This window comes from Candidatus Fonsibacter ubiquis (assembly GCF_002688585.1).
Lineage (GTDB): Bacteria > Pseudomonadota > Alphaproteobacteria > Pelagibacterales > Pelagibacteraceae > Fontibacterium > Fontibacterium commune.
In genome coordinates this window covers 652,384-677,867 of the sequence record NZ_CP024034.1, presented here as the reverse complement: position 1 = coordinate 677,867, position 25,484 = coordinate 652,384, and the positions used below count along the sequence as shown (strand labels likewise).

The following is a 25,484-nucleotide window of genomic DNA, read 5'->3' as shown; positions in this document are numbered from 1 at the left end:
AAAAAAACCATATATTTCATATACTTAATAATATAATTGAATAAAAGAACAAAATGTGTACATTTATTTTATTGAGTCGTTAGACAATAAATAAATTAAAAAGGAAAAAAATGACTAAAAATACTCTAAAAGTTGTAAATACTGAAAAGACTGAAGATAAAAAAGAAAAGCAAAAAGCTTTAGACGCTGCGATAAGTCAAATAGATCAAAATTACGGAAAAGGTTCTGTAATGAGATTAGGGCAGTCTAGAGTCCTAGATATAGAATCTATATCAACTGGATCATTAGGATTAGATCTTGCACTTGGAATTGGAGGACTTCCAAAAAGTAGAATTGTAGAAATTTATGGACCGGAGTCATCAGGAAAAACTACGTTGTCTTTACAAGTTATTGCTGAGGCACAAAAAAAAGGTGGAATATGTGCATTTATAGATGCGGAGCACGCTCTTGACCCTGTTTACGCGAAAAAATTAGGGGTTAACACTACTGAATTATTAATTTCTCAACCAGATACAGGGGAACAAGCCCTTGAGATCGCAGATACTTTAGTTAGATCAGGATCTATTTCTGTTCTAGTTGTAGATTCTGTCGCCGCTTTAACTCCAAGAGCAGAGTTAGAAGGAGAGATGGGTGATCATCATATGGGTTTACAAGCACGATTAATGAGTCAGGCCTTAAGAAAATTGACTGGATCTGTTTCTAAAACAAACACTATGATCATTTTTATAAATCAAATAAGAATGAAGATAGGAGTTATGTTCGGTAGTCCAGAAACAACTGCCGGAGGAAATGCACTTAAATTTTATTCATCTGTAAGACTTGATATTAGAAGAATAGGAGCAATAAAGGATAAAGAAGAAATAATTGGCAACCAAACACGAGTTAAGGTTGTAAAAAATAAAGTTGCTCCTCCATTTAAAGTAGTAGAGTTTGATATCATGTATGGAGAAGGTATTAGCAAAATGGGAGAGGTTGTGGATTTAGCGGCAAAAGCAAATATTATAGAAAAAGCTGGAGCTTGGTATTCCTACAAAGGAGAAAAAATAGGACAAGGAAGGGACAATGTTAAACAATACCTAAAGTTAAATCCAAAGATTGCAGCTGAGATTGAAATGGCAGTCAGAACAAATGCTAAACTGATTTCTGAAAAATTAAGTGATCACTCTGAAAATCTTCCAGAAGAAAAAGAAGACAACCAAGTTTAGTAAATTTAAATATAAATATTCCTAATACGTTAAAAAGGCGCTTTTAAAAAAAGCGCCTTAGCATTCTAGACATATATATAAAAAGTTGTATCTATAAGTGTAATGGGTACAAAAACAGTTTCAGAATGCAGAAGTGCGTTTAAGAATTTTTTTTTAAAAAATTCGCATCAAATCGTCGATTCTAGTCCTTTAGTTCCCCAAAACGATCCAACATTAATGTTTACAAATTCAGGAATGGTTCAGTTTAAAAATGTTTTTACAGGTTTAGAAAAGGTTCCTTTTAAAAGAGCAACAACATCTCAGAAGTGTGTGAGGGCTGGAGGGAAACATAATGATTTAGAAAATGTCGGATACACTCCAAGACATCATACTTTTTTTGAGATGTTAGGAAATTTTTCATTTGGGGATTATTTTAAGGAAACAGCAATCAAATTTGCATGGGAATTGATCACAAAAGATTATGGAATTTCAAAAGAAAAATTAACAGTCACGGTTTTTCATGAAGATGATGAAGCATTTAATTTTTGGAAAAAAATCTCTGGGTTACACGATAGTCGAATTATAAGAATTAAAACTAATGATAATTTCTGGTCAATGGGTGACACAGGACCATGTGGTCCATGTTCTGAGATTTTTTATGATCATGGGGATCATCTTAAAGGGGGTCCACCAGGCTCCATAGATCAAGATGGAAATAGATTTGTAGAAATCTGGAATCTTGTTTTTATGCAATTTGAACAAATTTCTAAAGATAGAAGAGTAAATTTACCTAAACCATCTGTGGATACAGGAATGGGACTTGAAAGAATTGCAGCAGTTCTACAAGGCACACATGATAATTATCAGATAGATTTATTTAAAAATATAATAAAGTCGGCAGAAAATTTTATTAATAAAAAAGTTTCAGATAAAAATATTTCAAGTTATCGAGTAATAGCTGATCATTTGAGAGCAACTGCATTTTTAATTGCAGATGGAGTTTTGCCATCAAACGAGGGCAGGGGATATGTACTTAGAAGAATCATGCGCAGAGCTATGCGACATGCATTTACTTTAGGTTCAGATTTGCCTGTTCTTTATAAAATTCTTCCAACGCTTATATCGGAAATGAGTTCAGAGTACTCTGAACTTAAAAGAGCTGATTCTTTAATAACTGAAAATTTAAAGTTAGAGGAGGAAAGATTTTCTATAATGCTAAAAAATGGAATGAAAATTCTAAATACAGAAATTAATAAAGTAACAAATAATAAGCTTTCAGGAGATATAGCCTTTAAATTATATGATACCTATGGCTTTCCTTTGGATCTTACCCAAGATTTTTTAAAAGATAAAAAAATATCTGTTGATGAAATTAAGTTTAACTGTTTAATGGCTGAGAGTAAAAAAATTGCAAGAGCCTCATGGAAAGGTTCTGGCTCTGACCAGACATCAAAAATATGGTTTGAACTAAAAGAAAAATACGGTCCCACTGAATTTTTAGGTTACAATTCAGAAAATTCACAAGGAGTAATTTTATCTATTGTTAGTCATGATAAAGAAATTGAAAGTTCAAGTAAAAATTCTGAATTAGCTCTTATTTTAAACCAAACGCCATTCTATGGTGAGTCTGGAGGTCAAGTAGGAGATAAAGGAATTATATCAAATAAAAATTTTATATTTGAAGTAATCGACACTAAAAAAATGTTTGGTGATTTTTATATACATTTTGGAAAACTCATTTCTGGAGAAATAAAAAAAGGTGATAATGTAAATCTTAAAATAGACTCATTAAAAAGACAAAATATACGCGCCTATCATTCAGCAACACATTTGCTTCATGAGTCGTTAAGAAGAACCCTTGGGAAGCATGTTGTTCAAAAGGGATCATACGTTGGTCCAGATAGATTACGTTTTGATTTTAGTCATAATAAACCAATTTCTGATGATGAAATGATCAATATCAATAATTGCGTAAATAAAATTATTGAACAAAAATCAGATGTTCAAACAAGACTTATGACACCAAAAGCAGCAGTGGCAGAAGGAGCACTGGCATTATTTGGAGAAAAATATGGCGAGGAGGTTAGAGTTTTAACCATGGGTACAGACGGCAATAAAGTTTTTTCAATAGAACTATGTGGTGGAACACATGTAAAAAATACAAAAGAGATCGGAAAATTTTTAGTCGTAAGTCAGTCAGCCGTTGCAGCCGGTGTAAGGAGAGTTGAGGCTTTAAGAGACCAGCAATTAGCAGAATATTTGAAAAACAAAGAAAATGAGCAAGATGAGTTTAATAAAAATAAATTAGATCAAGTTAATGAATTAGAAATAAAGATAAAAGGATTAGGGGGTAATATTAAAGAAGTTAAAGAGGAAAATATTTTAACAAGAATTAGTATTTTAAAAAAAATTTTAGAGGATTTAGAGGTTAAAAATATTTTATTAGATAAAAGTAAAAATATAATCAAAGATATTCATCACTATAAAATTAGCATTAGGTTTCAAAAAATATTTAATTATCCTGTAAAAAGAATTCAAAATTTAATTGAAGATCAAAAAAAACAATTAAATAAAAAAATTATAATTTTATATTCCATAAATAATGAAAAAATTACAGTTGCAGTAGGAATTACCAATGATTTAGTAAATGAATATGATGCTTCAAAAATAGCTAAGGAAATAGGATTAATTTTAGGTAGCAAAGGTGGTGGAGGACGAAAAGATTTTGCTCAAGCTAGCGGTGGCTCTGATATATCAAAAATTGAAAGTTCTTTCGAAGAAATTTTAAAAAAAATTAATTAATTTAATTTCTTTTTTAAATTTGAATTTATAGTTTCTAAAAATTCAGTTGTTGTTTGAAATTTTGCGTCTTTATTAATTAATATAGCAAGATCTTTTGTCATATATCCATTTTCAACACTCTCAATACAAACTTTTTCTAGAGTGTTAGAAAACTTTATTAATTCATTATTATCATCTAACTTTCCTCTGTGGGAAAGTCCCCGAGTCCAAGCAAAGATAGAAGCTATTGGGTTAGTAGAAGTTTGTTTACCTTTTTGATGTTCTCTAAAGTGCCTTGTCACAGTTCCGTGAGCTGCTTCTGCTTCAACAGTTTTACCATCAGGAGTCATTAATACACTTGTCATTAACCCCAAAGATCCAAAGCCTTGTGCAACAGTATCAGATTGAACATCGCCATCATAATTTTTGCAAGCCCATACATATTTTCCACTCCATTTCATTGCACAAGCAACCATGTCATCGATTAATCTATGCTCATATGTAATTCCTATTTCGTTAAACTTGGTTTTAAATTCTTTTTCATATACCTCTTGGAATAAATCTTTAAATCTTCCATCATAGACCTTTAGAATTGTATTTTTTGTAGATAAATAAACTGGCCATTTACGTAAAATTCCATAATTCATACATGCCCTTGCAAAATCTTTTATTGAATCGTCTAAATTATACATAGCGAGAGCTACACCAGGACTTGTAAAATTAAAAACTTCATGTTCGATGGTTTGTTTATTATCTTCTGATATCCATTGAATCTTAAGTTTACCTTTGCCAGGAATTTTAAAGTCAGTCGCTTTATATTGGTCACCAAAAGAATGTCTTCCTATTACAATTGGGTCTGTCCATGAAGGAACTAACTTTGGAATATTTTTACAAATAATTGGTTCCCTGAATATGGTTCCGCCTAATATGTTTCTGATAGTTCCATTTGGGGATCTCCACATTTTTTTAAGTTTAAATTCTTTAACCCTTTCTTCATCTGGGGTGATTGTTGCGCATTTAACTCCAACACCATATTTTTTTATTGCATTAGCAGAATCAATTGTAATTTGATCATCAGTTTTATCTCTACTTTCCATACCTAAATCAAAATACTTAAGTTCAATATCAAGGTAGGGAAGAATTAGTTTTTGTTTAATAAAATCCCAGATAATCCTTGTCATTTCATCGCCATCAAGCTCGACAACTGGATTTTTTACTTTGATTTTCGACATTAGTTTTTTTGATATAAATAAAAAATGTTTTTATATAGTATGTTTTTAACTAATTAAATATTTATGTTTGATATTATTTTTCCTCCATTACACAAAGAAGGCTACAGAATGCTAGCAATAGCAGCAATAGTTACAATGCTGCTAATTTTAGTTAACAAAATTTTAGGTGCTATAGGTTTTATTTTAACAATCTGGGTTTACTATTTTTTTAGAGATCCAGAAAGATATCCAATTAATGATGATACTTTTTTAGTTAGTCCAGCTGATGGAGTTATAAGCTTGATAACAAATGTTAGGGGTCCTAAAGAACTTAATATGGAAAATAAAGAATACCAAAGGGTTAGTGTTTTTATGAACGTTTTTAATTGCCATGTAAATAGAGTCCCTATTTCAGGAAAAATAGATGAAATATTTTATAAGCCAGGAAAATTTATTGATGCATCTTTAGACAAGGCTAGTGAGGACAATGAAAGAAATTTAATTAAATACTCTAATAGTTCAGGAAAAACTTTCGCCATAGTACAGATTGCTGGGTTAATAGCTCGAAGAATTATTTGTGAAGTTAAGCAAGGTCAGAATTTAAATCAGGGAGATAGAATTGGAATTATAAGATTTGGTAGTAGAGTTGATCTTTATTTTGATAATGATTATAAACTTTTAGCAAAACAAGGTCAGACTGTTGTTGCTGGAGAAAGTTTGCTCGCAAAAATTTAAATATTATTTTCAAAATGATTCACCCAAGATATGTAATACCCAGTATTATAAGTATTCTAGGTTTATGCGTAGGCCTTAGTTCAATTAAGTTTGCTCTAAATTCGCAGTTTGAGCATGCGGTGATTGCCATTACTATTGCCTCAATCATTGACACAATTGATGGAAGAATTGCAAGATTAATAAAAGGTACTTCAAAATTTGGGGCTGAATTAGATTCTTTAATTGACTTTATTAACTTTGGAGTTGCTCCAGCAATTACAGTTTATATTTGGATTTTAAAAGATTTGGGAAATATTGGTTGGCTTTTAGTTTTATTTCATTCGGTTGCATGCTGTTTAAGGCTAGCTAGATTTAATTTGGGATCAAAAATGAATAATGAAAAATGGAGAGAAAATTTTTTTACTGGTGTTCCTTCACCAGCAGGTGCAGGAATATTACTTTTGCCATTAATTTTATTGTTAAGTGATTTTTCATCTAATTATGACTATAGAACATTAGCGATAATTTTTATAATAGCTTCGACTTTTTTAATGATTAGCAAAATTCCAACCTATTCCTTAAAAGGAATAAAAGTTAGTCGGCCATTCTTGATATTTCTTTTGCTATTAATAGCTACTTATTTTGGTTTTCTAATTCATTATCCATTTAATACTCTTTTATTTACAGGATGCTTATATTTATTGTTAATACCAATCAGTTTTATTCATTTTAAAATTATAAAAAAAAGATCTTCAAAAGCCTCTGATAGCTTAATTTCTGAAGATTTTATATGAAAGATAGAGCAATTATATCCTTAGCTGACTCTAAATATTTTGAACTTTTAAATGAGTTAATTGACTCTATTTTAAGTTTTGAAGAGAGCAAAAGTGTATCGATTTGTATATTAGATGCAGGACTTCAGTTAGATCAAATTAAGATTTTAGAAAAAAAAGTTTATAAAATTGTTAAAGCTAAATGGGATATTGAAGTTCCAGAATATAAAATTAAAGGTAGAGAGTGGCTTAAGAGTCAAGTTTCTCGGGCATTTTTGCCAGAATATTTTCCTGGTTTTAAAAAATATCTTTGGATTGATGCCGATGCATGGGTAAATGACTGGTCGTCTGTTGAACTTTATTTTAAGGGAAGTGATAATAAAACTTTATCAATATCATCTTCAGCAGATCGAGCTTATGGTCGAGTTTTAAGAGCTGATTGGATTTTTAGTAACATTGCATTTATAAGATCTCAAAATTACAAACATTCTAAAAGTTCAGGATTTTCAAATAAAATCTGTAGAGAAGTTGCACTTAAGCCTCATTTAAATATTGGTGTATTTTGTTTAGAAAATGATGCTCCACATTGGTTAGTATGGCAAACAAATTTAAAGCAAGCATTAAAAAAAGGAAGAATTTTTGGTTCAGAGCAGATAGCAATGAATATAAGCGTTTATTGTAATCAAATGAAAGTTCAAATACTACCGACTTACTGCAATTGGTTTTTAATTGAAAATATTAAATTTGATGAAATTAAAAATACTTTTGTAGAGCCATATCTTCCCCATCATAAGATAGGAATTATTCATTTAGCCGGAAAAAAATATGATGAATTTAGATTTGATAAGAATAAATTATTAGATGTTCAATCATTAAATAATAATTGGATTAAAAAGAATATTAGATTTACAAAGTAGTTTTGAAAAAATTTAAAAATAAAAATTTAACAGCAAGTTCTAAAAAATGGATTACCCGACAATTTAACGATCCTTACACTAAGTTAGCTAAACAGAAGGGATATAGATCTCGATCAGCTTTTAAACTTATAGAAATTAATAATAAGTTTAAATTTTTAAAAAATAATTTAAATATTTTAGACCTAGGAAGTGCTCCGGGCGGTTGGTCGCAAGTTTGTGCTGATATAAATAAAAATGGTAAAAATTTATCAATAGATATTCTGAATATGGAAATAATTGATAATATTTTTTTTTATAAAAAAGATTTTAATGATTCTGATTTTTTGGATTTTATAAATGATTTTTTTAAACGGAATAAAGTTGATATTGTGTTGTCTGATATGGCTGTTAATACAACAGGTAATAAAGATTTAGATGCAATCAAAACAAACGCTATAGCCTTGGATGTGGTAAATTTATCTAAGTTAATTTTAAAGACAAAATCCGCATTATTAGTAAAAATTTTTAGTGGTAAAGACGAAAATATATTAATTAAAAATGCTAAAGAATTATTTAAGAAAATTGAAAGAATCAAACCAGATTCAAGTAGAAAAGAATCTCGTGAAATGTATTTATTATGTAGAGATTTAAAAATTATTTGACTTTGAGATTTTTATATAATAAATTTATATATGGAAATCCCCGAAGCTTTAACTTTTGATGATGTCTTGCTCGAGCCTAGACATTCTTCAGTCCTACCCAAAGAAACTTTAGTTTCAACTAAATTATCAGATTCAGTAACACTTGGTATCCCTCTTATTGCTTCTGCAATGGACACAGTTTCAGAATATAAATTAGCAATCGCAATGGCTCAATCTGGAGGCATGGCATGTATACATAAAAATATGAGTGTAGAGGATCAGGTCAATCAAATTAAATTAGTTAAAAGATTTGAGTCAGGAATGGTCATTGATCCAATTACCATTGATGCCGAGGCATCTTTGTTTGAGGCGACAGTATTAATGAAAAATCATAAAATATCAGGGATTTTAGTTGTTAATAAAAATCTAAAATTAGTCGGAATACTTACAAATAGAGACGTTAGATTTGTTACGGATAAGAAAATTAAAGTTAAAGATTTAATGACTAAAGAGTTAGTTACAGCAAAAGTTGGCACATCAATAACAGAAGCGAAAAAAATATTATTTAAAAATAAAATAGAAAAATTAATTATTGTAGATAGTAATTTTAAATGTAAGGGCCTAATTACTGTAAAAGATATTCAAAAGTCACAAATTTACCCAGAAGCAGCAAAAGATAAAAAAGGTTCATTAATTGTAGCTGCTGCAGTTGGCGCCGGTAAAGAAAATATTATTAGAGCCGAGCAATTGGCAAATGCTGGTGCTGACGTGATAATTTTAGATACAGCCCATGGGCATTCAATATCTGTATTAAAAACATTAGAGAGTATTAAAAAAAATATTAAAGTAACAATTGTAGCAGGAAATATAGCGACAGCTGAAGGTGCAAGAGCATTAGTTGATTACGGAGCTGATGCAATAAAAGTTGGTATAGGTCCAGGTTCAATTTGTACTACAAGAATCGTAGCGGGTGTAGGAGTTCCGCAGTTTTCAGCAATATATAATGTTGCAAAATCGATAAAAAATAAAAAAATTAAAATTATAGCTGATGGTGGTATTAGGTATTCTGGAGATATTGCTAAAGCAATTGGAGCTGGAGCTGATGCTGTTATGATCGGATCATTATTTGCCGGAACAGAGGAAAGTCCAGGAGATATTTTTTATTATCAGGGCAGAAGTTATAAATCTTATAGAGGCATGGGTTCAATTGGCGCAATGTCTAGAGGATCAGCCGATAGATATTTCCAAGAAGAAATTAATAATTCACTAAAACTAGTGCCAGAGGGAATTGAAGGTAGAGTTCCATATAAAGGTCCTGTTAGAGCAGTTATCCATCAACTTATTGGTGGATTAAAAGCATCTATGGGATATGTGGGTGCAAAAAATATTTTAGAATTAAAAGAAAAAGCAAAGTTTGTTAAAATAACAAATTCAGGATTAAAGGAAAGTCATGTGCACGATATACAAATTACAAAACAGTCACCAAATTATCCATTTGAAAGTTAATAATGAAAAAATATTTTAAAAATTTTCTGATATTATTTTTAGTAATTTTACCATTCAAGGTTTTGGGTAATAATATTAGTTATTATAATCAAGGTTTAAAATTTTTTAATGAAAAAGACTATAAAGAAGCTAAGTATTACTTTGAAAAGGATATAGTATTTAATACTAAGAATGAAAAATCTTATTTATATTTGTCAAAAATATCAGCTATTAATAAAGATAGTATTCAGCAAAAGATTTATTTAGACACAATCTTAGTTCTAAACCCCAAAAATGAAGAAGCATTATATTTAAAGATTTTATTAATTATAGAAGAAGGCGATTTTAAAAAAGCGCAAGAAAGTAATTTAATTTTTGCAAAAGTTTGTAAAGAATTATGTTCAAAAAAAAATGATTTATCAAAAATGATTATAATCGATAAGAGATAATGAAAGATATTTCTTATGTAGATAAAATAGTCATAGTAGATTTTGGATCGCAAACCACACAACTAATTGCAAGAAGAATTAGAGAATTTGGCGTATATTGTGAAATTATTAGTTGTTACAAAACTGATAATTTTACAAATGAAATCAATATAAAAGGAATTATTTTATCAGGTGGTCCTCTATCAATTACCAAAACTTCTTATTTAGGCATCCCAAAAAAAATTTTAAATTTTAATATACCAATACTTGGAATTTGCTATGGACATCAATTATTAGCAAAACAATTAGGGGGAGTTGTAAAAAATTATAAAAAAAGTGAGTTTGGAAGATGTGAAATTTTTAGTGATAAGACATCGATACTAACAAAAAATTTTTTTAACAAAAATAAGAAAACTCAAGTATGGATGAATCATAACGATGTAGTAACTAAAATACCGAAAGGATTTGAAGGAATTGCTTCAAGCGATGACTATAAATATACAATTATACAAAATAAAAAAAAAAAAATATTTGGAGTTCAGTTTCATCCAGAGGTAATTCATACAATTAATGGAGATATTTTATTTAAAAATTTTTTATTCAATATTTGTAAATTAAAAAAAAATTGGAATTCTAAAAATCAAATAAACTACTTAATAAAAAATATAAAATCAGAGGTAAGAGACGAGAGCGTTTTGTGTGCCTTATCAGGAGGAGTTGATAGTAGTGTATTAGCAGCTTTGTTATACAGGGCTATTGGAAAAAAATTGCACTGTTTTTTTATAAATACTGGGTTACTTAGAAAAAATGAAGAACAAGAGGTAATAAATGTTTTTAAAAAAAATTATAAAGTTAAATTAAATTATGTAGATGCTTCCAGTATTTTTTTAAAGGCTTTGAAAAATATTTCTGACCCTGAAACTAAAAGAAAAATTATTGGAAAAATATTTATAAAAATTTTCGAAAGAGAATCAAAAAAATTTAAAAATATTAAATATTTAGCACAGGGAACTTTGTATCCTGATGTTATTGAAAGCCAAAGTCACCATGGAGGACCTTCATCCGTAATTAAATCGCATCACAACGTGGGTGGATTACCAAAAAAAATGAAATTTAAACTAGTAGAGCCATTTAGAGAATTGTTTAAAGATGAGGTAAGAAAAATTGGTATTACTTTAAAATTATCAAAAGAAATAGTTTTTAGACATCCCTTTCCAGGCCCTGGGTTAGCAATAAGAATTCCAGGAAAAGTTGATAAGACAAAAATTAAAATTTTGCAGGATGCGGATAGTATTTTTATTAATGAATTAAAATTAAGAAATCTTTATAAAAAAATTTGGCAAGCATTTTCTGTTTTATTACCAATAAAAACAGTAGGTGTTATGGGAGATTCTAAAACTTATGAATTTGTATGTTCCTTAAGAGCAGTTACATCTCAAGATGGAATGACTGCTGATTTTTATAATTTTAAGAACAAAGATTTAGCTGAAATATCTAATAAAATTATTAATAACGTAAAGGGTATTAATAGAGTTGTTTATGATATTACATCAAAACCCCCAGCAACAATTGAGTGGGAATAAAATTTATGAAAAAAAAATTAACAATTAATAATATCAAAAAAAAAAAATTTAATAAGCCTCTTGTTTGTTTAACAGCATATACAACGCCGATGGCACAAATTTTAGACAAATATTGTGATGTAATATTAGTTGGAGATTCATTAGGTATGGTATTACATGGAATGAAATCTACTAGAGATGTTACTCTGGAGATGATGATTATGCATGGAAAGGCAGTAAGGAGAGGGATCGAAAATAGTTTATTAGTTGTTGATATGCCAATTGGAACGTATGAAAAAAATCCTAAAATGGCTTTAAGAAATGCTAGAAAAATTATGAAAGAGACACTTTGTGATGCTGTAAAAGTTGAAGGGGGGATTAAAGTCTATGAAACAATAAAATGTTTAGTAAATAATAATATTCCTGTAATGGGGCATGTAGGATTATTGCCACAAAGTGTTAAAAAAAAGTCAGACTATAGAGTTAAAGGAAAAGATCATTTAAGTTTTAATCAAATTATTAAAGACTCTATTTCTGCTGAAAAAGCAGGCGCATTTTCATTAGTTGTAGAGTGCGTTATTAAGGATTTAGCAGATAAAATAAATCAAAGTGTAAATATTCCAACAATAGGAATTGGAGCATCAAATAAATGTGACGGACAAATTTTAGTAACAGAAGATTTATTAGGGTATTCAGAAAAACCCCCTAAATTTGTTAAAATGTATGATAATTTTAAACAGAGAACTGAGATTTGCATTAAAAAATTTGTAAAAGACTTAAAGAATAATAATTTTCCTAACTTTAAAAATATGTACCAGATTTAATGAGTCAAATTTTTAATGAAATTGAAGAAGATTTAAAACAAGATAAGCTTATAAATTTTCTTAAGAAATATAAATTTATATTAATCATTATATTTTCTTTAATTCTAATATTAATTTTTTTTGTAGTAAGCAAAAATATCATTTTTGAAAATAGAGCAAAAAAATATACGCATGAGTACGTTATAATCTTAAACCTTATTAATAATAAAAAAATTGACGAGGCTAAAAAAAAACTTGAAATTTTAAAGACTTCTAAAATTAATATTTATAAGGTTTTAGCCATTTCTAAATTGTTAGAACTATCGAAAGAAAATAAAAATGAGCAAATATCTATTCTAGATTACGCAATTAACTCTAACATTGAGAAAAATGATAAAGATCTATTTAAAATTAAGAAAGCTTTATTAGCTTTTGAAAATTTAGATGAAACACAATTTTTAAATTTGTTAAATCCAAGCGATTTTAAAGAATCTCCATGGAGAGTTTTGGCATTAGAGATATTAGGCGATTTTTATTTAAGCAAAGGACAAAAGATTAAAGCAAAAGATATATACGACCAAGCAATTAAGATTATAGATATTCCCGAGATCTTTAAAAAAGATTTAGAAAAAAAAATTAAAGAATTAAAATAAATGAGATATTTTTTTATCTTTCTTTTACCCCTGTTTATCTATTCATGTTCGTCCGATAAAGATAAAAAAGTAGATTTAGAAGTTTTCAAGAGGCAAGGAGAAAAAATTAATGTTTTTGAAGCAAATAATATCTTTGATAAAGAAATCAGTTCTAAATCACCACTACAATTGAGTCCTGTTAAGCTTAATAAAGATTGGGTTTACGAACATTTTTCTTCTAATAATTTTTACGAACATTTTGTTTACGAGGGTAAATTTCAGGATATTTTTAAAAAAAGTATTGGAGATTATATAAATAAAAATAATGATAGTGGCTCATTATTAGTTAGTGGTGAATTTGTTTTTTTTAGCGATGAAAAAGGAAGAGTCTATAAATTTGATATAAAAAAAGAAAAAATTATTTGGGAATTAAAAATATATGAAAGTTCTCTCAATAATTATCCTAAAAACATAGCTTTATTTTTAAACTCAAATATTTTATATGCTGCTGACAATTTAGGATTTCTTTATTCTGTCGATACTGAAACTGGAAAGTTAATTTGGCAACAAAACTACGGTATTCCATTTTCTTCACATCTGAATTTTCATAAAGGCATTTTATACGTCGTAAATCAAAACAGTCGACTTTATGCTTTTAACCCAACCGATGGAGAAAAAATATGGAGTTTTGAGTCTCTTTCAGGTTTAATAAAACCCTCTAGATCTAGTAATATTTCAATATTTGATGATAAGTTATTATTTACAAATGATGTTGGAGATATAACCGCAATAGATTTAAATCAGCAGGTAATTGCTTGGACAAGGAATATTTTATCTCAAAATACTATTTCTAATAATTTAATTTTTAAAACATCTAATATTTTAATTGATAAGAAAGATGTTTTTGTTTCATCTAATAACGGAGACTTATTTAATTTTAATATCGATACGGGTGAAATTAAGTGGTCTCAAAATATATCCTCTATCCAAAATCATATTAGTACAGACAAATATATATTCGTCCTTACTGAGAATGGATTTATTGTTGTTTTTAATAAAATAAATGGAACAATATTATGGAGTTTAAATCTTGCAAAGTTTTCAAAAGATAGCAAAACTGTGCCAAGTTATTATGGTCTATTGCTAGCATCTAATAGTTTGTATGCTACGTCCTCAAATGGAGATATTTATAAAATATCAGCAAATGACGGAAAGTATATTGCTCATAAAAAAATAAATAACGATTTATCAAGAGCTCCAATTATAGCTGATAACAAAATATTTATACTTAATCGTTCATCAGAGTTAATAATACTTAATTAATGAATAGCACATCACCAGGAGTTATTACTCTTGCAATAGTTGGAAAACCAAATGTTGGAAAGTCAACTTTTTTTAATAAAGTTTTAAATAAGGATTTATCACCTGTAAGTGAAATACCGGGAACGACGAAAGATTTATTTATAGATAACGTAATTTATAAAAATAGAAATTTTAAATTAATCGATTCTGGAGGGTTAAAGAGGAAAGGAAAATCTAAATCTGATGAGCAGCAGTATATAACAAAAGAAAGTTTAAAAGCAATTTACCTAGCTGATGTGGTTTTATTTATGATTGAGGCTGATAAGGAATTTACTAAAACAGATAAACAAATTTGTAGATTGGTATTAGATAAAGGCAAAGGTTTAATCTTTGCTATAAATAAAATTGACTTAGTAGATGAGTTAAAGGCAATCAAAAACGAGTATATATATTATATAAAAAATCTTTTTTCAGATGCTTTATTAGCTGAACCCTTTAGTATTTGTTCATTAAAATTAGAATTTCCAAAGAAAATATTTGATGAAGTAATTAGTATTCATTCTCGCTTAAGAAAAAATTACGATAATAAAGACTTAAATAAAGCTTTGCAGGATGCAATTAATAAAAATAAAATCCCAGTTTATTCAAAATTTCGCCCTAAAATAAAGTATATTAAGCAAGTAAGTACGAGACCAATTATTTTTAAAATCTTTGGAAATCAGGCGAATAAACTTTCATTAGATTATCAAAAGTACCTTGCTAAAAGTTTAAGTAAAAAATTTAATATTAAAGGTTTTAAAATTTTCTTAAAATTTGTTAGCGCAGAAAATCCTTTTAAATCAAAAAAATATTAAATTATCTAATATTACTTAACAGTGATAACTGATTGTCTTTTACACTTCTATTTGATTGATCAAGGGGAGGTATTGGATAATCTCCAGTAAAATAATGATCTGTAAATTCAGGACTTAAATTATTACGTTTCTGATAACCCATAGCTTTATAAATGCCATCAATAGATAAGAAACTCAAAGTTTTAACACCAATAAATTTAGTCATTTCATCCAAAGACATGTTGTGCGCTAAAAGCTGATCTTTATCTGGTGTATCGATTCCATAGTAGTCTGGATACATAATAGGAGGACAAGATATTCTCATATGAACCTCTTTAGCTCCTGCGTCATACATCATCTGAACTATTTTTTTTGATGTATTTCCTCTTACTATAGAGTCATCTATTAAAATTATTCTTTTATTTTTAACTAAAGATGAGTTTGCGTTATGCTTTAATTTAACTCCTAATTGTCTAATTTGTTGAGTAGGTTCAATAAAAGTTCTTCCTACATAGTGATTTCTAATTAATCCAAGCTCAAAAGGAATCTTAGATTGTGTTGAGTATCCAATAGCAGCGGGAACGCCAGAATCTGGAACAGCTGAAACAATATCAGCGTCTACATGAGATTCTTTTGCTAATTGCTCTCCAAAATTTTTTCTAAATTCATAAACACTTTTTCCAGACATTAAACTGTCGGGTCTTGCAAAGTATATATATTCGAATATGCATGGACGTGCTTTTATTTTAGGGAATGGTTTAATACTTTCTACACCATCATTTGTAATCACAACAATTTCACCATTTTCGATTTCACGAACGAAAGTTGCTCCAATAATATCTAATGCACATGTTTCAGATGCAAGAACATATGATTTTTTTAATTTACCAAGAACCAAAGGTCTTATTCCGTAAGGATCTCTAACGCCAATAAGTTTTTTATTAGTTAACATGACAAGGGCATAACCTCCTTGAATTTGGAATAAAGAGTCTATAATTTTATCAATAGTTTTTAATCTTTTTGAGCGTGCTATTAACTGAACTATTGTTTCGGTATCAGAAGTTGTTTGAAATATTGCGCCATCTTTAATCATTTTTTCTCTTAACATAATTGAATTTGTAAGATTTCCATTATGAGCAATACTAATTCCACCAGTATATAAATCTGCAAAAAAAGGTTGGATGTTTCTTAATACGGGGGCGCCGGTCGTTGAATATCGATTATGACCTATTGCAAAATTTCCAGGTAACTTTTGGATAGTTGTTTCTTTTGTAAAGTTATCACCTACTAAACCTAATCTTCTTTCAGAAAAGAAGTTTTTGCCATCATAAGAAACGATACCACAAGACTCTTGACCCCTATGTTGTAATGAATGCAGTCCTAAAGCAGTTAAGGCAGAAGCGTCAATATGATCAAAGATACCAAATACACCACATTCTTCTTTTAATTTATCAGAATTGAGATCGGGTAGCATAAATTATTTTTTTAATTTATCTTTTGTTTCATCAAGATATTCGTTGCTAAATAAAATTTTTTCGTCGAATATTTTTCTTCCATATTCAATCGTATTGTATGACAAGCCGTTTTTAAGAAACACTGGCCATTTATCATAAACGTAAATGTAATTTGATAGACTCAATAATATAACACAAAATAAATAACCAGTAATCCCACCAAATATAAAACCAAATAATTTATCAATCCCACCTAAACCTACCCATTTCATTGATTTTCCTATGGCTTTGCCTAAGACAATTATAAGGAAAAGACTTAATAAAAACACAGTTACACCAGAAACTACTCTGGCTGTTGTCTCATTTTTTATTATTTCATTAATATAAGGAACAACATAAGGAATTGAAAATTTTGCAATTACAAAGGCTATAATCCATTTTAAAAAAGATATAACGCTTAATACAAAACCTTTTTTTGTTGAAGATATAATATTAAATAGAACTATTACGGATACAATAACATCAAATGTATTTATTTTAATAGATTCAAAAAAACTTATAAAACTATCCATTTTTAAATGGTTTAATAATTGAAATTAATTGCGGCATTAAAGTTAAAACAAGTGTCATCGCAGTTATCATTGCTAGACCTGTAAAAATACCAAAGTAAATAGATGGAATAAAATTTGAAAATATCAATATTGAAAATCCAAAAACAATTGTTAAAGACGCATTAACGATTGCCTTACCGACAGTTCTGCTACAAATTTGAACAGTTTTTTTATAATCTTTATTGACTTTAAATTCTTCTCTAAAACGATAAATGTAATGAATGCTATTATCAATTGCTATACCAACTGTAATTGATGCAATAGTAATTGTCATCATGTCTAGGGGAATATTAAACAAACCTAAGGTACCTAAAATAAAAAGTGCAGCAAGAAAATTAGGTAAAGCAGCAACGATTGACCACGATAAAGATTTAAATAGAATTAAAAGTAAAATAAATATTCCTCCAAACGTTATCCCTAAAGTTTTAATTTGTGAGTCAAATAGACTTTGTAATAAATTATTAAATATTACTAATATTCCAGTAATTTTAAATTCTTCTTTTTTTAATTGTAATTTTTCCTCAAGATCTTTTTGAATTTTAATTAGCAACTCTTTTCTATTAAGTTCTGGGTTTGAGTCTATAATTCTTAAAGAAATTCGCGCTTCGTTATCATCTATAGAAATATAGGGCGTGATTATATTTTTTTTAATATCCTCTGGTAATTTACTGTGTAAAATAGCCATTTCTAAGGGCCCTAATTTTTTATTATCGTTTAGTTTCTCTCCTAATTGTAAGACTGAATAAAAAGATAAAACTTTCCCTATTTCAGGCAAGGTTTCTAGGTACTGATGGACATTAACGATATTGTTAATTCTAAAGCTGGTAAACCAGTAGCTGTCTTTATATTCATCAGAGGATGAACCTTCAAAAAAATCATCATCAGCTGATGTTGATTTAGAATCGGTTTCTTTAAATTTTAAAATAATATCTAGAGGAGTAGTTCCACCTAATTTTTCATCGATAAGCTTCATTCCTTTATATATTTCAGTGTTTTTATCGAAATAATTAATAAAACTATTTTCAACTTTTAGTTTTGTGATTCCGTAAATACTTAGGATCAAAATAATGGTTGAAATTGCAAGAACTAGAAATTTTTGATTAATCGCAATCGAACATAATGTTTCAGCAATTTTAGAATTTTTACTTTTATGAGCATATGTTAATTTTGGTTTGAACTTTACTATAAGGTAAGGAAGTAAAAGTATTGATACAAACATCGATATAAATAATCCAAGTGACATCATCCAGCCAAAATCAATAACAGGTTTAATATTGCTAAAAATAAATGATAAAAAAGCTAAAGCCGTTGTTAAAACTGCATAAAAGATAGGTGTAATAATTTTAGTAGTTGTTAAATATGATAAGTAACTTGGCTTTTTTTTGGGAAATTCTGCCTGCAATTGTCTGTATCTTTCTACATAATGAATATTTATTTCCATTGTAAGAATAAGCATTAAAGAAATAAAGTTAGAAGATATAACGGTTACTTTCCAGTTAAGATATCCCAGCATTCCAGTCATTATTGCAATAGATAAGAAACAACTTAAAAGAGGAAATATTACCCATCTAATATCTCTAAAAATAAACCACAGGGTAGTTAAAATAAAAATAAAAACACCCGAACCAAAAACAATTATATCTTTTTTAACAAAGGAAATTAAGTCATCGGCTATCATTGGAATCCCAGAAAGATTAATGTCAGCGATATTTTTGTATTTTGAAATATGAGATCTAATTTCTATATTATATAATTCTAAATTTTTGTTTTGTTCTTTTTTAAGCTGTTCTAAAACTAATTTGTGTTTTTCAAATTCTTTTAAATCTTTATCAGAAAGTTTATTATTTTTTTGTTTATCTAGAAAATTTTTGTTTATCTCTAAAGCTGATAAATATTTTTTATTATCTTTAATATAAACAACAACGCCAAAAGTTGTAGCATCATCGTTTATTATTAATCTCTTATAAACAGGACTATTTTTTAATTCATTTAAAGCTCTATTAACTTCAATTCCAGGAGTAGTGATATATTGAATATTATTTATCTTTTCTATTAAGGGCTGATCAGAACTTTCAAATAATGGAGCATTTAATATACTTATTGTTTTACTTACCCATTGAATATTATCAATTTCACTGACAAATTTTTTTAATTCTTGGATTACCTCATCATTAATTTTTTTTTTTGGTGAATATGTAATTACAAAAAAATCCTCAGAGGAATAACGTTCATTTACTGATCTTAAATAATTCAAATCAGGATCGTTTTCTAATAGCAATGAGTCAGCAGATGCATCTAATTGAAAATTTTTCGCGTTATAGACAGAAAAGGAGAATACTAAAACTAGTAAAAAAAGTATAAATTTAGGTTTTTCTAATAGCTTTTTATATATTTGATTAATAAAATTCATTTTAATTTAAATAAACTCTTTCACATCTTTCGGAAACAGAGGTGATAATATCATACGGAGAAGTTTGAGAAACTCTTGCAAAACCATCTAAATTTAAATTTTTTCCAAATACTTCTAAATGATCTCCTATTTTTATTTTATTTTTGACCTTAGTAACATCGACGATCATTAAATCCATTGAGATCCTACCAATCATAGGTAGTTTTATATCTTTATAAAATACATAACCAATGTTTGAAATTTTAATTTTCACCCCGTCAGCATATCCAAGTGGAATAGTAGCGGTTACAATATTTCTCTTTGCTTTATAGCTTTGGTTGTATCCTGCGGTTTCCCCTTTTTTAAGACGATTTATTTGAATTATTGGTGAGACTAAAGAGACAACATTTTTCAATTGTTTGTTAAAAAAAAGTTTTCCACCATATAAAGCAATCCCAGGTCTTACCATATCAAAATGATAATCTTTTCCTAAAAATATTCCTCCAGATGCAGCTAAACTAAATTTGCAATTTGGATAATTAAACATTGATTGTATTTTTAAAAATCTATTTTTTTGAACGACATTATATTGACTTTTTTTTTCATCAGCACTTGCAAGGTGTGTAAGTATAATTACTTCTTTAAATTTTCTAATTATTGATCTTTCATTATATACTTTCAAAATATCTTCATGTTGCATCCCAGATCTGCACATTCCCGTATCAACTTGAATAACTAGTTTATTAGGTAATTTTTTTTGAATTAAATAGTTTGTCCATTTTTGGAATTGTTCATATGTATTAAGTACAGGAATAAATTTATTTTGAAAAAAAATTTTTTCTTCATTTTTATTCAAACCATTGGCAACATAAATATTTATATTTGAAATATTCTTATTTATTTTTAAAGCTTCAGAAATATTTGCTACCCAAAAATCTTTGCATTTATTTTTAATTAAAAATTTTGCGATTTCAACGTCGCCAAGACCATACGCATTAGCTTTGATAACTGGACAAATAGTGTTTTTAGAAAATTTCTTTATAATATTAAGATTATTTTTAATATTTTTTAGATTGATAATTAGTTTTGAATGCGAATATTGCATCCATGGTTAATTATCAAATTTTATATTATTTGCATCTTTAAATTTAGTATAAGCGCTCTCAAATTCTAAATTAATTATACCTGTAGGGCCATGTCGTTGTTTCCCAATTATTACTAGTGCCTGGTTATGAACTTGGCTCATTTTTTCTTGCCATGTGATGTGCTCAGCTGTTCCAGCCTGTGGTTCACTTTTTTCTAAATAATATTCTGGTCGATATACAAACATAACAACATCGGCGTCTTGTTCGATAGAACCAGACTCTCTCAAATCTGACAATTGAGGTCGCTTATCATCTCGTTGTTCTACAGCTCGTGATAATTGAGATAATGCTAAAACAGGAACGCTTAGTTCTTTAGCTAAAGCTTTTAAGCCTTGTGTTATTTCTCCAATCTCCTGAACTCTACCTTCATATTTAAAATTTCCAGTAGTCATTAATTGTATATAGTCGACTACAATCAAATCTAATCCATGAAGTCTTTTTATTCTTCTCGCTCTATTTGCTAGTGTAGAAATTTTAATTGCAGGAGTTTCATCAATATAAAAAGGTAGATCATTTATATTTTTCGAAGCTTCAATAAATTTTTCTAAATCTTCCTGGGTGATTTTACCTCTTCTTATATCATTAGATCTAATTCTCGATTGTTCAGCTAATATTCTCGTAGATAATTGTTCAGAGGACATTTCTAATGAAAAAAACGCAACAGAAGATTTTCCCTGTTTATTATCCATAATTTTTTTTGCAGCATAAAAAGCGATATTAGTTGCAAGAGCTGTTTTTCCCATCGAAGGTCTTCCTGCAATAATTATTAAATCTCCTTTATGCATGCCACCAAGTCTTTCATCAAGATCACGAAGACCCGTTGGCACTCCGACTATACCTTCGTCATTTTTAAAAGCCCGCATAGCCATATCAACAGTCTCACCGAGGGCCTTTTCAAATGACATATATGATCTGTCAAATTTACCTCTTTCAGCAAGATCAAAAAGTTTTTTTTCTGTCCCTTCAATTAGTTGTTCTGCGGTATGCTCTAAATTTTTATTATTAGCTTCCGTTAATGTATTTTCTGATAATTCAATTAGCTTTCTTCTCAAATGAAGATCGTAAATCACTTTTGCATAATCTTTACTTTGAAAAGCAGAAGTAGATAATCTTGTAAGTTTTGCAATATATTCATTACCGCCCAGTTCTTTTAATGATTGGTCATTTTCTAAATAATTTTTTAGAGTAATGGGACTTGCTAACAAACCTTTGCTGATTAATTTATTTAAATAATGAAATATTTTTTGATGAATGGGATCAAAAAAGATATTTTCATTAACAATAGTGGAAATTTCGTCAAATATTTCGTTATTTACTAAAATTGAGCCTAATATTATTTGTTCGGCCTCTATGTTATTAGGTAATTCTTTTGTTGTATTTAAAATTCTAATATTTTCCGCACTCATGCAAATATTTAAATTTATTTAAGATATGAGTATAGAAAATTTTAGACTTAATTTGATGTGGATAAGTTAATAACTTTTTATTTAAACTATTTTTTCAACTGAAACGACTTTTACTTTTATTGAGGCTTGAACATCGGCATGTAAATTTATAATTACTGTATAGTCCCCAATTTTTTTAATTTGTTCCTTTAGTTCAATCATATTTGCTGAGATATTTTTAAAATTATGCAATTCTAAATTTTGGATTATCTCTTTAATAGTTAAAGATCCATAAAGTGCGCCACCTTCCATAGAATTCTTAGTAATTTTCAATTCAAATTTATCTATTTCTTTTTGAATTTTGACAGCCTCGTTTTTTAGTTCATTATTTTTTTTATTTAACTCTTCTCTTCGTTTTTCAAAAATAGCTAAATTTTCTTTAGAGGCTACTAAAGCTTTATTATTCTTTAAGAGATAGTTTCTAGCAAAACCATTTGCAACTTTTACTTTGCTGCCAATTTTTCCTAATTTTTTAATATTTTCTAAAAGAATAACTTCCATAATTAATCCGCCACAAATGGTAATAAAGCTAGTATTCTAGCTTTTTTTATTTCGTTAGATAACTCTTTTTGTTTTGCGTAGCAAACAGAAGTTATTCTACTTGGTAACATTTTTCCAGTTTCAGATATATATTTTTGAAGTAATTTTAAATTTTTATAATTAATTGCAGGAGCATCTTTTCCACTTAAAGGACAGTCTCTTGTAAATTTAGTAGTTGCTTTTTGAAAAAGCATTAAATTTGAATTATTATTTTTCTTCGTCTTTTTAATATTTTTTCTTTTCATTATTTATTATCTTCCTTTAAGACTAGTTCTGAATTTTCCTCTGGTACATTCTTTATTTTAATAGTCATAAACCTTAAAATATTTGCATCAATTCTCTCAATCTTTTCAAGTTCCTGAACAATTACTGGCTCACCAGAAAAATATAAATTTGTGTAGTATCCTTTTTTAAAATTTTTAATTGGGTAAGCTAGTTGTCTTAAACCCCAATTCTCTTTTTTTTCAATTTTACCTTTATTTTTTTTTATGAGATCTTCAATTTTTTGATGAAGATCAGATAAATCTTTATTATTTAAACTTTGAGAAGCAATATACGTGTGTTCGTAATAATTCATTTTTTCTTTTGGTTGCTTTTAATTAGCATCCCAACTTTAACATTAAAGTCGAGAAAGACTGGCAATATATAATTTTTTTTTTTTAATACAACAGTATTAATTTTGTTATAACTATTACTAAATTATGAAAGCAATCGTATTTCCAGGGCAGGGATCTCAGTATGTTGGCATGGGAAGAGATTTTTATGATACGTTTAGCGAGGCAAAGGAAGTCTTTCATGAAGTCGATGACGCTTTAGAATTTAAATTATCTGATATTATTCTAAATGGACCAATTGAAAGTTTAAATCTAACAGAAAATACTCAACCAGCTATAATGACTGTAGGTGTTGCAATTTATAGAACTTTAAGAAAACAAAAAATAAATGAATTAAAAGACTATAGTTTTTTTGCCGGACATTCATTAGGAGAATATACATCTTTGATCTGTTCAAATTCGTTAACTTTAGGAGATGGCGCTAAAATTTTGAAAGAAAGAGGTAAGTCAATGCAAGAGGCGGTCCCTGTAAATGTTGGCGCCATGGCAGCTGTTTTAGGAGCAGAAATTGACTTAATTAATGAAGTGATAAATAAAAATAATTCAATTACAGGAATTGCTGAAATTTCAAATGATAATTGCCCAGGCCAAATAGTAATAAGTGGTAATAAGGATAAAATTAATAAAATAGTAGAGGATCTAAAAAACATACATGGTAAAAAAGCAATATTACTACCGGTAAGCGCGCCCTTTCATTGTTCATTAATGCAGCCCTCTGCGGATAAAATGAATCAAATTTTAATAAAAACAAATTTTTTAAAACCAATAATAAATATTGTTTCAAATGTTTCAGCCAAGACAATTGATAATTTTAAAGAAATACCTTTTTTACTTACTAAGCAAATTACCCATCATGTTAAATGGAGAGAATCAGTAGATTTTATGAAAACAAATGGTGTAAAACATTTTATTGAAATAGGACCAGGAAAAGCTTTAACGGGCATGATAAAAAGAATAGGAAAAGAACTTACAACAACTACAATTGATAATATAACCCAATTTAATGAATTTAATTAATTTAAAAAATAAAAAAGTCTTTATCACAGGAGGTACTTCTGGAATTGGACTCTCTATTTTAGAAAATTTTTATAAATTAGAAGCTGATATATTTACGATTGGAACGAATGTTGAAAATCTTAAGACTATTCAAAATAATTTTCCTAAGATTAAAACCTCGAATTTTAATTTAGAAAATCATCAAAAGATTGAAGAGTTAGTAAAAGAAGCCAAAGAAAAATTAGGTGGATTAGACATAGTTATAAATAACGCTGGTATCACGAAAGACAATCTTGCAATTAGAATGTCAGATGAGGAATGGAATAAAGTAATTAATATTAATTTAACAGCTGTTTTTTTGATTTGTAAGTATTCAATTAAAGTAATGATGAAACAAGATTCAGGATCTATAATTAATATTAGCTCAATTGTAGGACATACTGGAAATTTTGGCCAAGCTAACTATTCCAGCGCCAAGGCAGGGATAATTGCAATGTCCAAAAGTCTTGCAAAAGAGTACGCTAAAAAAAATATTAGAGTAAATTGTATTTCACCAGGGTTTATTGATACAAAAATGACCAAAAGTATCAATGAGGAATTTAAAAAGAAACTTATAGAAAATATTCCTATGGGAAAATTAGGCAACGGTAATGATATTGCCAATTGCGCTATTTTCTTAGCATCTGATCTTTCTAGTTATATTACAGGAGAAACCATCCATGTTAATGGTGGTATGTATATGTCTTGATTTATTTAATTTATTCATTTATTGAAAGAATCATTAATAATTAAGGGAGTTTAAAAATGAGTGATGTTGCTGCTAAAGTTAAAAAAATTATCGTAGAACACTTAGGTGTTGATGAAGCTAAGGTTACAGAAGAAGCCAGTTTCATTGATGACCTAGGAGCAGATAGTTTAGATACAGTAGAATTGGTAATGGCATTTGAAGAAGAATTTGGTTCTGAAATTTCAGACTCAGAAGCAGAAAAAATCCTAACAGTTGGTGATGCAATAAGATTTATCGAAAATAATCCCGCAAAGTAGT

Annotated in this window: 25 protein-coding genes; 16 read left to right on the top strand and 9 right to left on the bottom strand. The window is 28.3% G+C overall.

Features of this window, described 5'->3' with window-relative positions; translation table 11 throughout:
* Positions 1–110: 110 nt before the first annotated feature.
* Together recA and alaS are read left to right on the top strand one after the other, a co-directional pair.
* On the top strand, positions 111–1,205 hold the full coding sequence (recA, locus tag CR143_RS03785; protein ID WP_099340506.1) for a recombinase RecA: 1,095 nt from the start codon (positions 111–113) through the stop codon (positions 1,203–1,205).
* Between the two features lie 102 nt (positions 1,206–1,307).
* Entirely contained in the window at positions 1,308–3,986 is a 2,679-nt protein-coding gene (alaS, locus tag CR143_RS03780; protein ID WP_099340505.1) for an alanine--tRNA ligase, read from the top strand.
* Here the strand turns inward: alaS and CR143_RS03775 are convergent.
* Positions 3,983–5,197: an NADP-dependent isocitrate dehydrogenase gene (locus CR143_RS03775; protein WP_099340504.1), complete on the bottom strand. Its 1,215-nt coding sequence runs from the start codon at positions 5,195–5,197 to the stop codon at positions 3,983–3,985. The genes alaS and CR143_RS03775 overlap by 4 nt on opposite strands.
* Positions 5,198–5,260: 63 nt before the next feature.
* On the opposite strand from CR143_RS03775, the gene CR143_RS03770 reads away from it, so the two are divergent.
* Genes CR143_RS03770 through CR143_RS03720 form a run of 11 tightly spaced genes read left to right on the top strand, consistent with a single transcriptional unit; the run spans position 5,261 to position 15,266 of the window.
* Positions 5,261–5,911, top strand: coding sequence for a phosphatidylserine decarboxylase (locus CR143_RS03770; RefSeq protein WP_099340503.1), 651 nt, complete (start codon positions 5,261–5,263; stop codon positions 5,909–5,911).
* A gap of 14 nt (positions 5,912–5,925) precedes the next feature.
* The gene (locus CR143_RS03765; protein WP_099340502.1) at positions 5,926–6,684 is read left to right on the top strand and encodes a CDP-alcohol phosphatidyltransferase family protein; all 759 of its coding nucleotides are present in this window, start codon (positions 5,926–5,928) and stop codon (positions 6,682–6,684) included.
* Positions 6,681–7,580 carry a glycosyltransferase gene (locus CR143_RS03760; protein WP_099340501.1) on the top strand — a complete coding sequence of 300 codons (900 nt, stop codon included), beginning with the start codon at positions 6,681–6,683 and terminating at the stop codon, positions 7,578–7,580. The genes CR143_RS03765 and CR143_RS03760 overlap by 4 nt, the downstream gene beginning before the upstream one ends.
* 2 nt (positions 7,581–7,582) lie before the next feature.
* Positions 7,583–8,221: an RlmE family RNA methyltransferase gene (locus CR143_RS03755; RefSeq protein ID WP_099340500.1), complete on the top strand. Its 639-nt coding sequence runs from the start codon at positions 7,583–7,585 to the stop codon at positions 8,219–8,221.
* Between the two features lie 30 nt (positions 8,222–8,251).
* Positions 8,252–9,706 (top strand): IMP dehydrogenase, encoded by a 1,455-nt coding sequence (guaB, locus tag CR143_RS03750; RefSeq protein WP_099340499.1) that lies wholly within the window; start codon positions 8,252–8,254, stop codon positions 9,704–9,706.
* Positions 9,707–9,708: 2 nt separating this feature from the next.
* A complete protein-coding gene (locus CR143_RS03745; RefSeq protein ID WP_099340498.1) occupies positions 9,709–10,134 on the top strand; it encodes a tetratricopeptide repeat protein in 426 nt (141 codons plus the stop codon).
* Positions 10,134–11,696 carry a glutamine-hydrolyzing GMP synthase gene (gene guaA / locus CR143_RS03740; protein ID WP_099340497.1) on the top strand — a complete coding sequence of 521 codons (1,563 nt, stop codon included), beginning with the start codon at positions 10,134–10,136 and terminating at the stop codon, positions 11,694–11,696. Before CR143_RS03745 ends, guaA begins: the two co-directional genes overlap by 1 nt.
* The gene (gene panB, locus CR143_RS03735) at positions 11,687–12,499 is read left to right on the top strand and encodes a 3-methyl-2-oxobutanoate hydroxymethyltransferase (protein ID WP_099340496.1); all 813 of its coding nucleotides are present in this window, start codon (positions 11,687–11,689) and stop codon (positions 12,497–12,499) included. Before guaA ends, panB begins: the two co-directional genes overlap by 10 nt.
* On the top strand, positions 12,499–13,131 hold the full coding sequence (locus CR143_RS03730; RefSeq protein ID WP_099340495.1) for a tetratricopeptide repeat protein: 633 nt from the start codon (positions 12,499–12,501) through the stop codon (positions 13,129–13,131). The genes panB and CR143_RS03730 overlap by 1 nt, the downstream gene beginning before the upstream one ends.
* On the top strand, positions 13,132–14,433 hold the full coding sequence (locus CR143_RS03725; RefSeq protein ID WP_099340494.1) for an outer membrane protein assembly factor BamB family protein: 1,302 nt from the start codon (positions 13,132–13,134) through the stop codon (positions 14,431–14,433).
* Positions 14,433–15,266 (top strand): GTPase, encoded by an 834-nt coding sequence (locus CR143_RS03720; RefSeq protein WP_099340493.1) that lies wholly within the window; start codon positions 14,433–14,435, stop codon positions 15,264–15,266. Before CR143_RS03725 ends, CR143_RS03720 begins: the two co-directional genes overlap by 1 nt.
* A 1-nt stretch (position 15,267) precedes the next feature.
* On the opposite strand, the gene purF is transcribed toward CR143_RS03720, so the two are convergent.
* The 8 genes from purF to rpsF all read right to left on the bottom strand — a co-directional run bounded on the left by purF (position 15,268) and on the right by rpsF (position 23,406).
* Positions 15,268–16,719: an amidophosphoribosyltransferase gene (gene purF, locus CR143_RS03715; RefSeq protein WP_099340492.1), complete on the bottom strand. Its 1,452-nt coding sequence runs from the start codon at positions 16,717–16,719 to the stop codon at positions 15,268–15,270.
* A gap of 3 nt (positions 16,720–16,722) precedes the next feature.
* Complete coding sequence (locus CR143_RS03710; protein ID WP_099340491.1) at positions 16,723–17,271, bottom strand: CvpA family protein; 549 nt, start codon at positions 17,269–17,271, stop codon at positions 16,723–16,725.
* The gene (locus CR143_RS03705; RefSeq protein ID WP_099340490.1) at positions 17,264–19,720 is read right to left on the bottom strand and encodes an efflux RND transporter permease subunit; all 2,457 of its coding nucleotides are present in this window, start codon (positions 19,718–19,720) and stop codon (positions 17,264–17,266) included. The genes CR143_RS03710 and CR143_RS03705 overlap by 8 nt, the downstream gene beginning before the upstream one ends.
* A 1-nt stretch (position 19,721) precedes the next feature.
* A complete protein-coding gene (alr, locus tag CR143_RS03700) occupies positions 19,722–20,804 on the bottom strand; it encodes an alanine racemase (protein WP_099340489.1) in 1,083 nt (360 codons plus the stop codon).
* Between the two features lie 6 nt (positions 20,805–20,810).
* Positions 20,811–22,250, bottom strand: coding sequence for a replicative DNA helicase (locus tag CR143_RS03695; RefSeq protein ID WP_099340488.1), 1,440 nt, complete (start codon positions 22,248–22,250; stop codon positions 20,811–20,813).
* Positions 22,251–22,331: 81 nt separating this feature from the next.
* Positions 22,332–22,790 carry a 50S ribosomal protein L9 gene (gene rplI / locus CR143_RS03690; protein WP_099340487.1) on the bottom strand — a complete coding sequence of 153 codons (459 nt, stop codon included), beginning with the start codon at positions 22,788–22,790 and terminating at the stop codon, positions 22,332–22,334.
* A 2-nt stretch (positions 22,791–22,792) separates the two neighbouring features.
* Positions 22,793–23,074 carry a 30S ribosomal protein S18 gene (gene rpsR / locus CR143_RS03685; protein WP_099340486.1) on the bottom strand — a complete coding sequence of 94 codons (282 nt, stop codon included), beginning with the start codon at positions 23,072–23,074 and terminating at the stop codon, positions 22,793–22,795.
* A complete protein-coding gene (rpsF, locus tag CR143_RS03680; protein WP_099340485.1) occupies positions 23,074–23,406 on the bottom strand; it encodes a 30S ribosomal protein S6 in 333 nt (110 codons plus the stop codon). Before rpsF ends, rpsR begins: the two co-directional genes overlap by 1 nt.
* 124 nt (positions 23,407–23,530) lie before the next feature.
* Here rpsF and fabD point away from each other — a divergent pair, with 124 nt between their 5' ends.
* Genes fabD through CR143_RS03665 form a run of 3 tightly spaced genes read left to right on the top strand, consistent with a single transcriptional unit; the run spans position 23,531 to position 25,483 of the window.
* Positions 23,531–24,460, top strand: coding sequence for an ACP S-malonyltransferase (gene fabD, locus CR143_RS03675; protein ID WP_099340484.1), 930 nt, complete (start codon positions 23,531–23,533; stop codon positions 24,458–24,460).
* Entirely contained in the window at positions 24,447–25,187 is a 741-nt protein-coding gene (gene fabG, locus CR143_RS03670; RefSeq protein WP_099340483.1) for a 3-oxoacyl-ACP reductase FabG, read from the top strand. Before fabD ends, fabG begins: the two co-directional genes overlap by 14 nt.
* A gap of 56 nt (positions 25,188–25,243) precedes the next feature.
* A complete protein-coding gene (locus CR143_RS03665) occupies positions 25,244–25,483 on the top strand; it encodes an acyl carrier protein (RefSeq protein WP_099340482.1) in 240 nt (79 codons plus the stop codon).
* The last annotated feature ends 1 nt before the right edge of the window (position 25,484 follow it).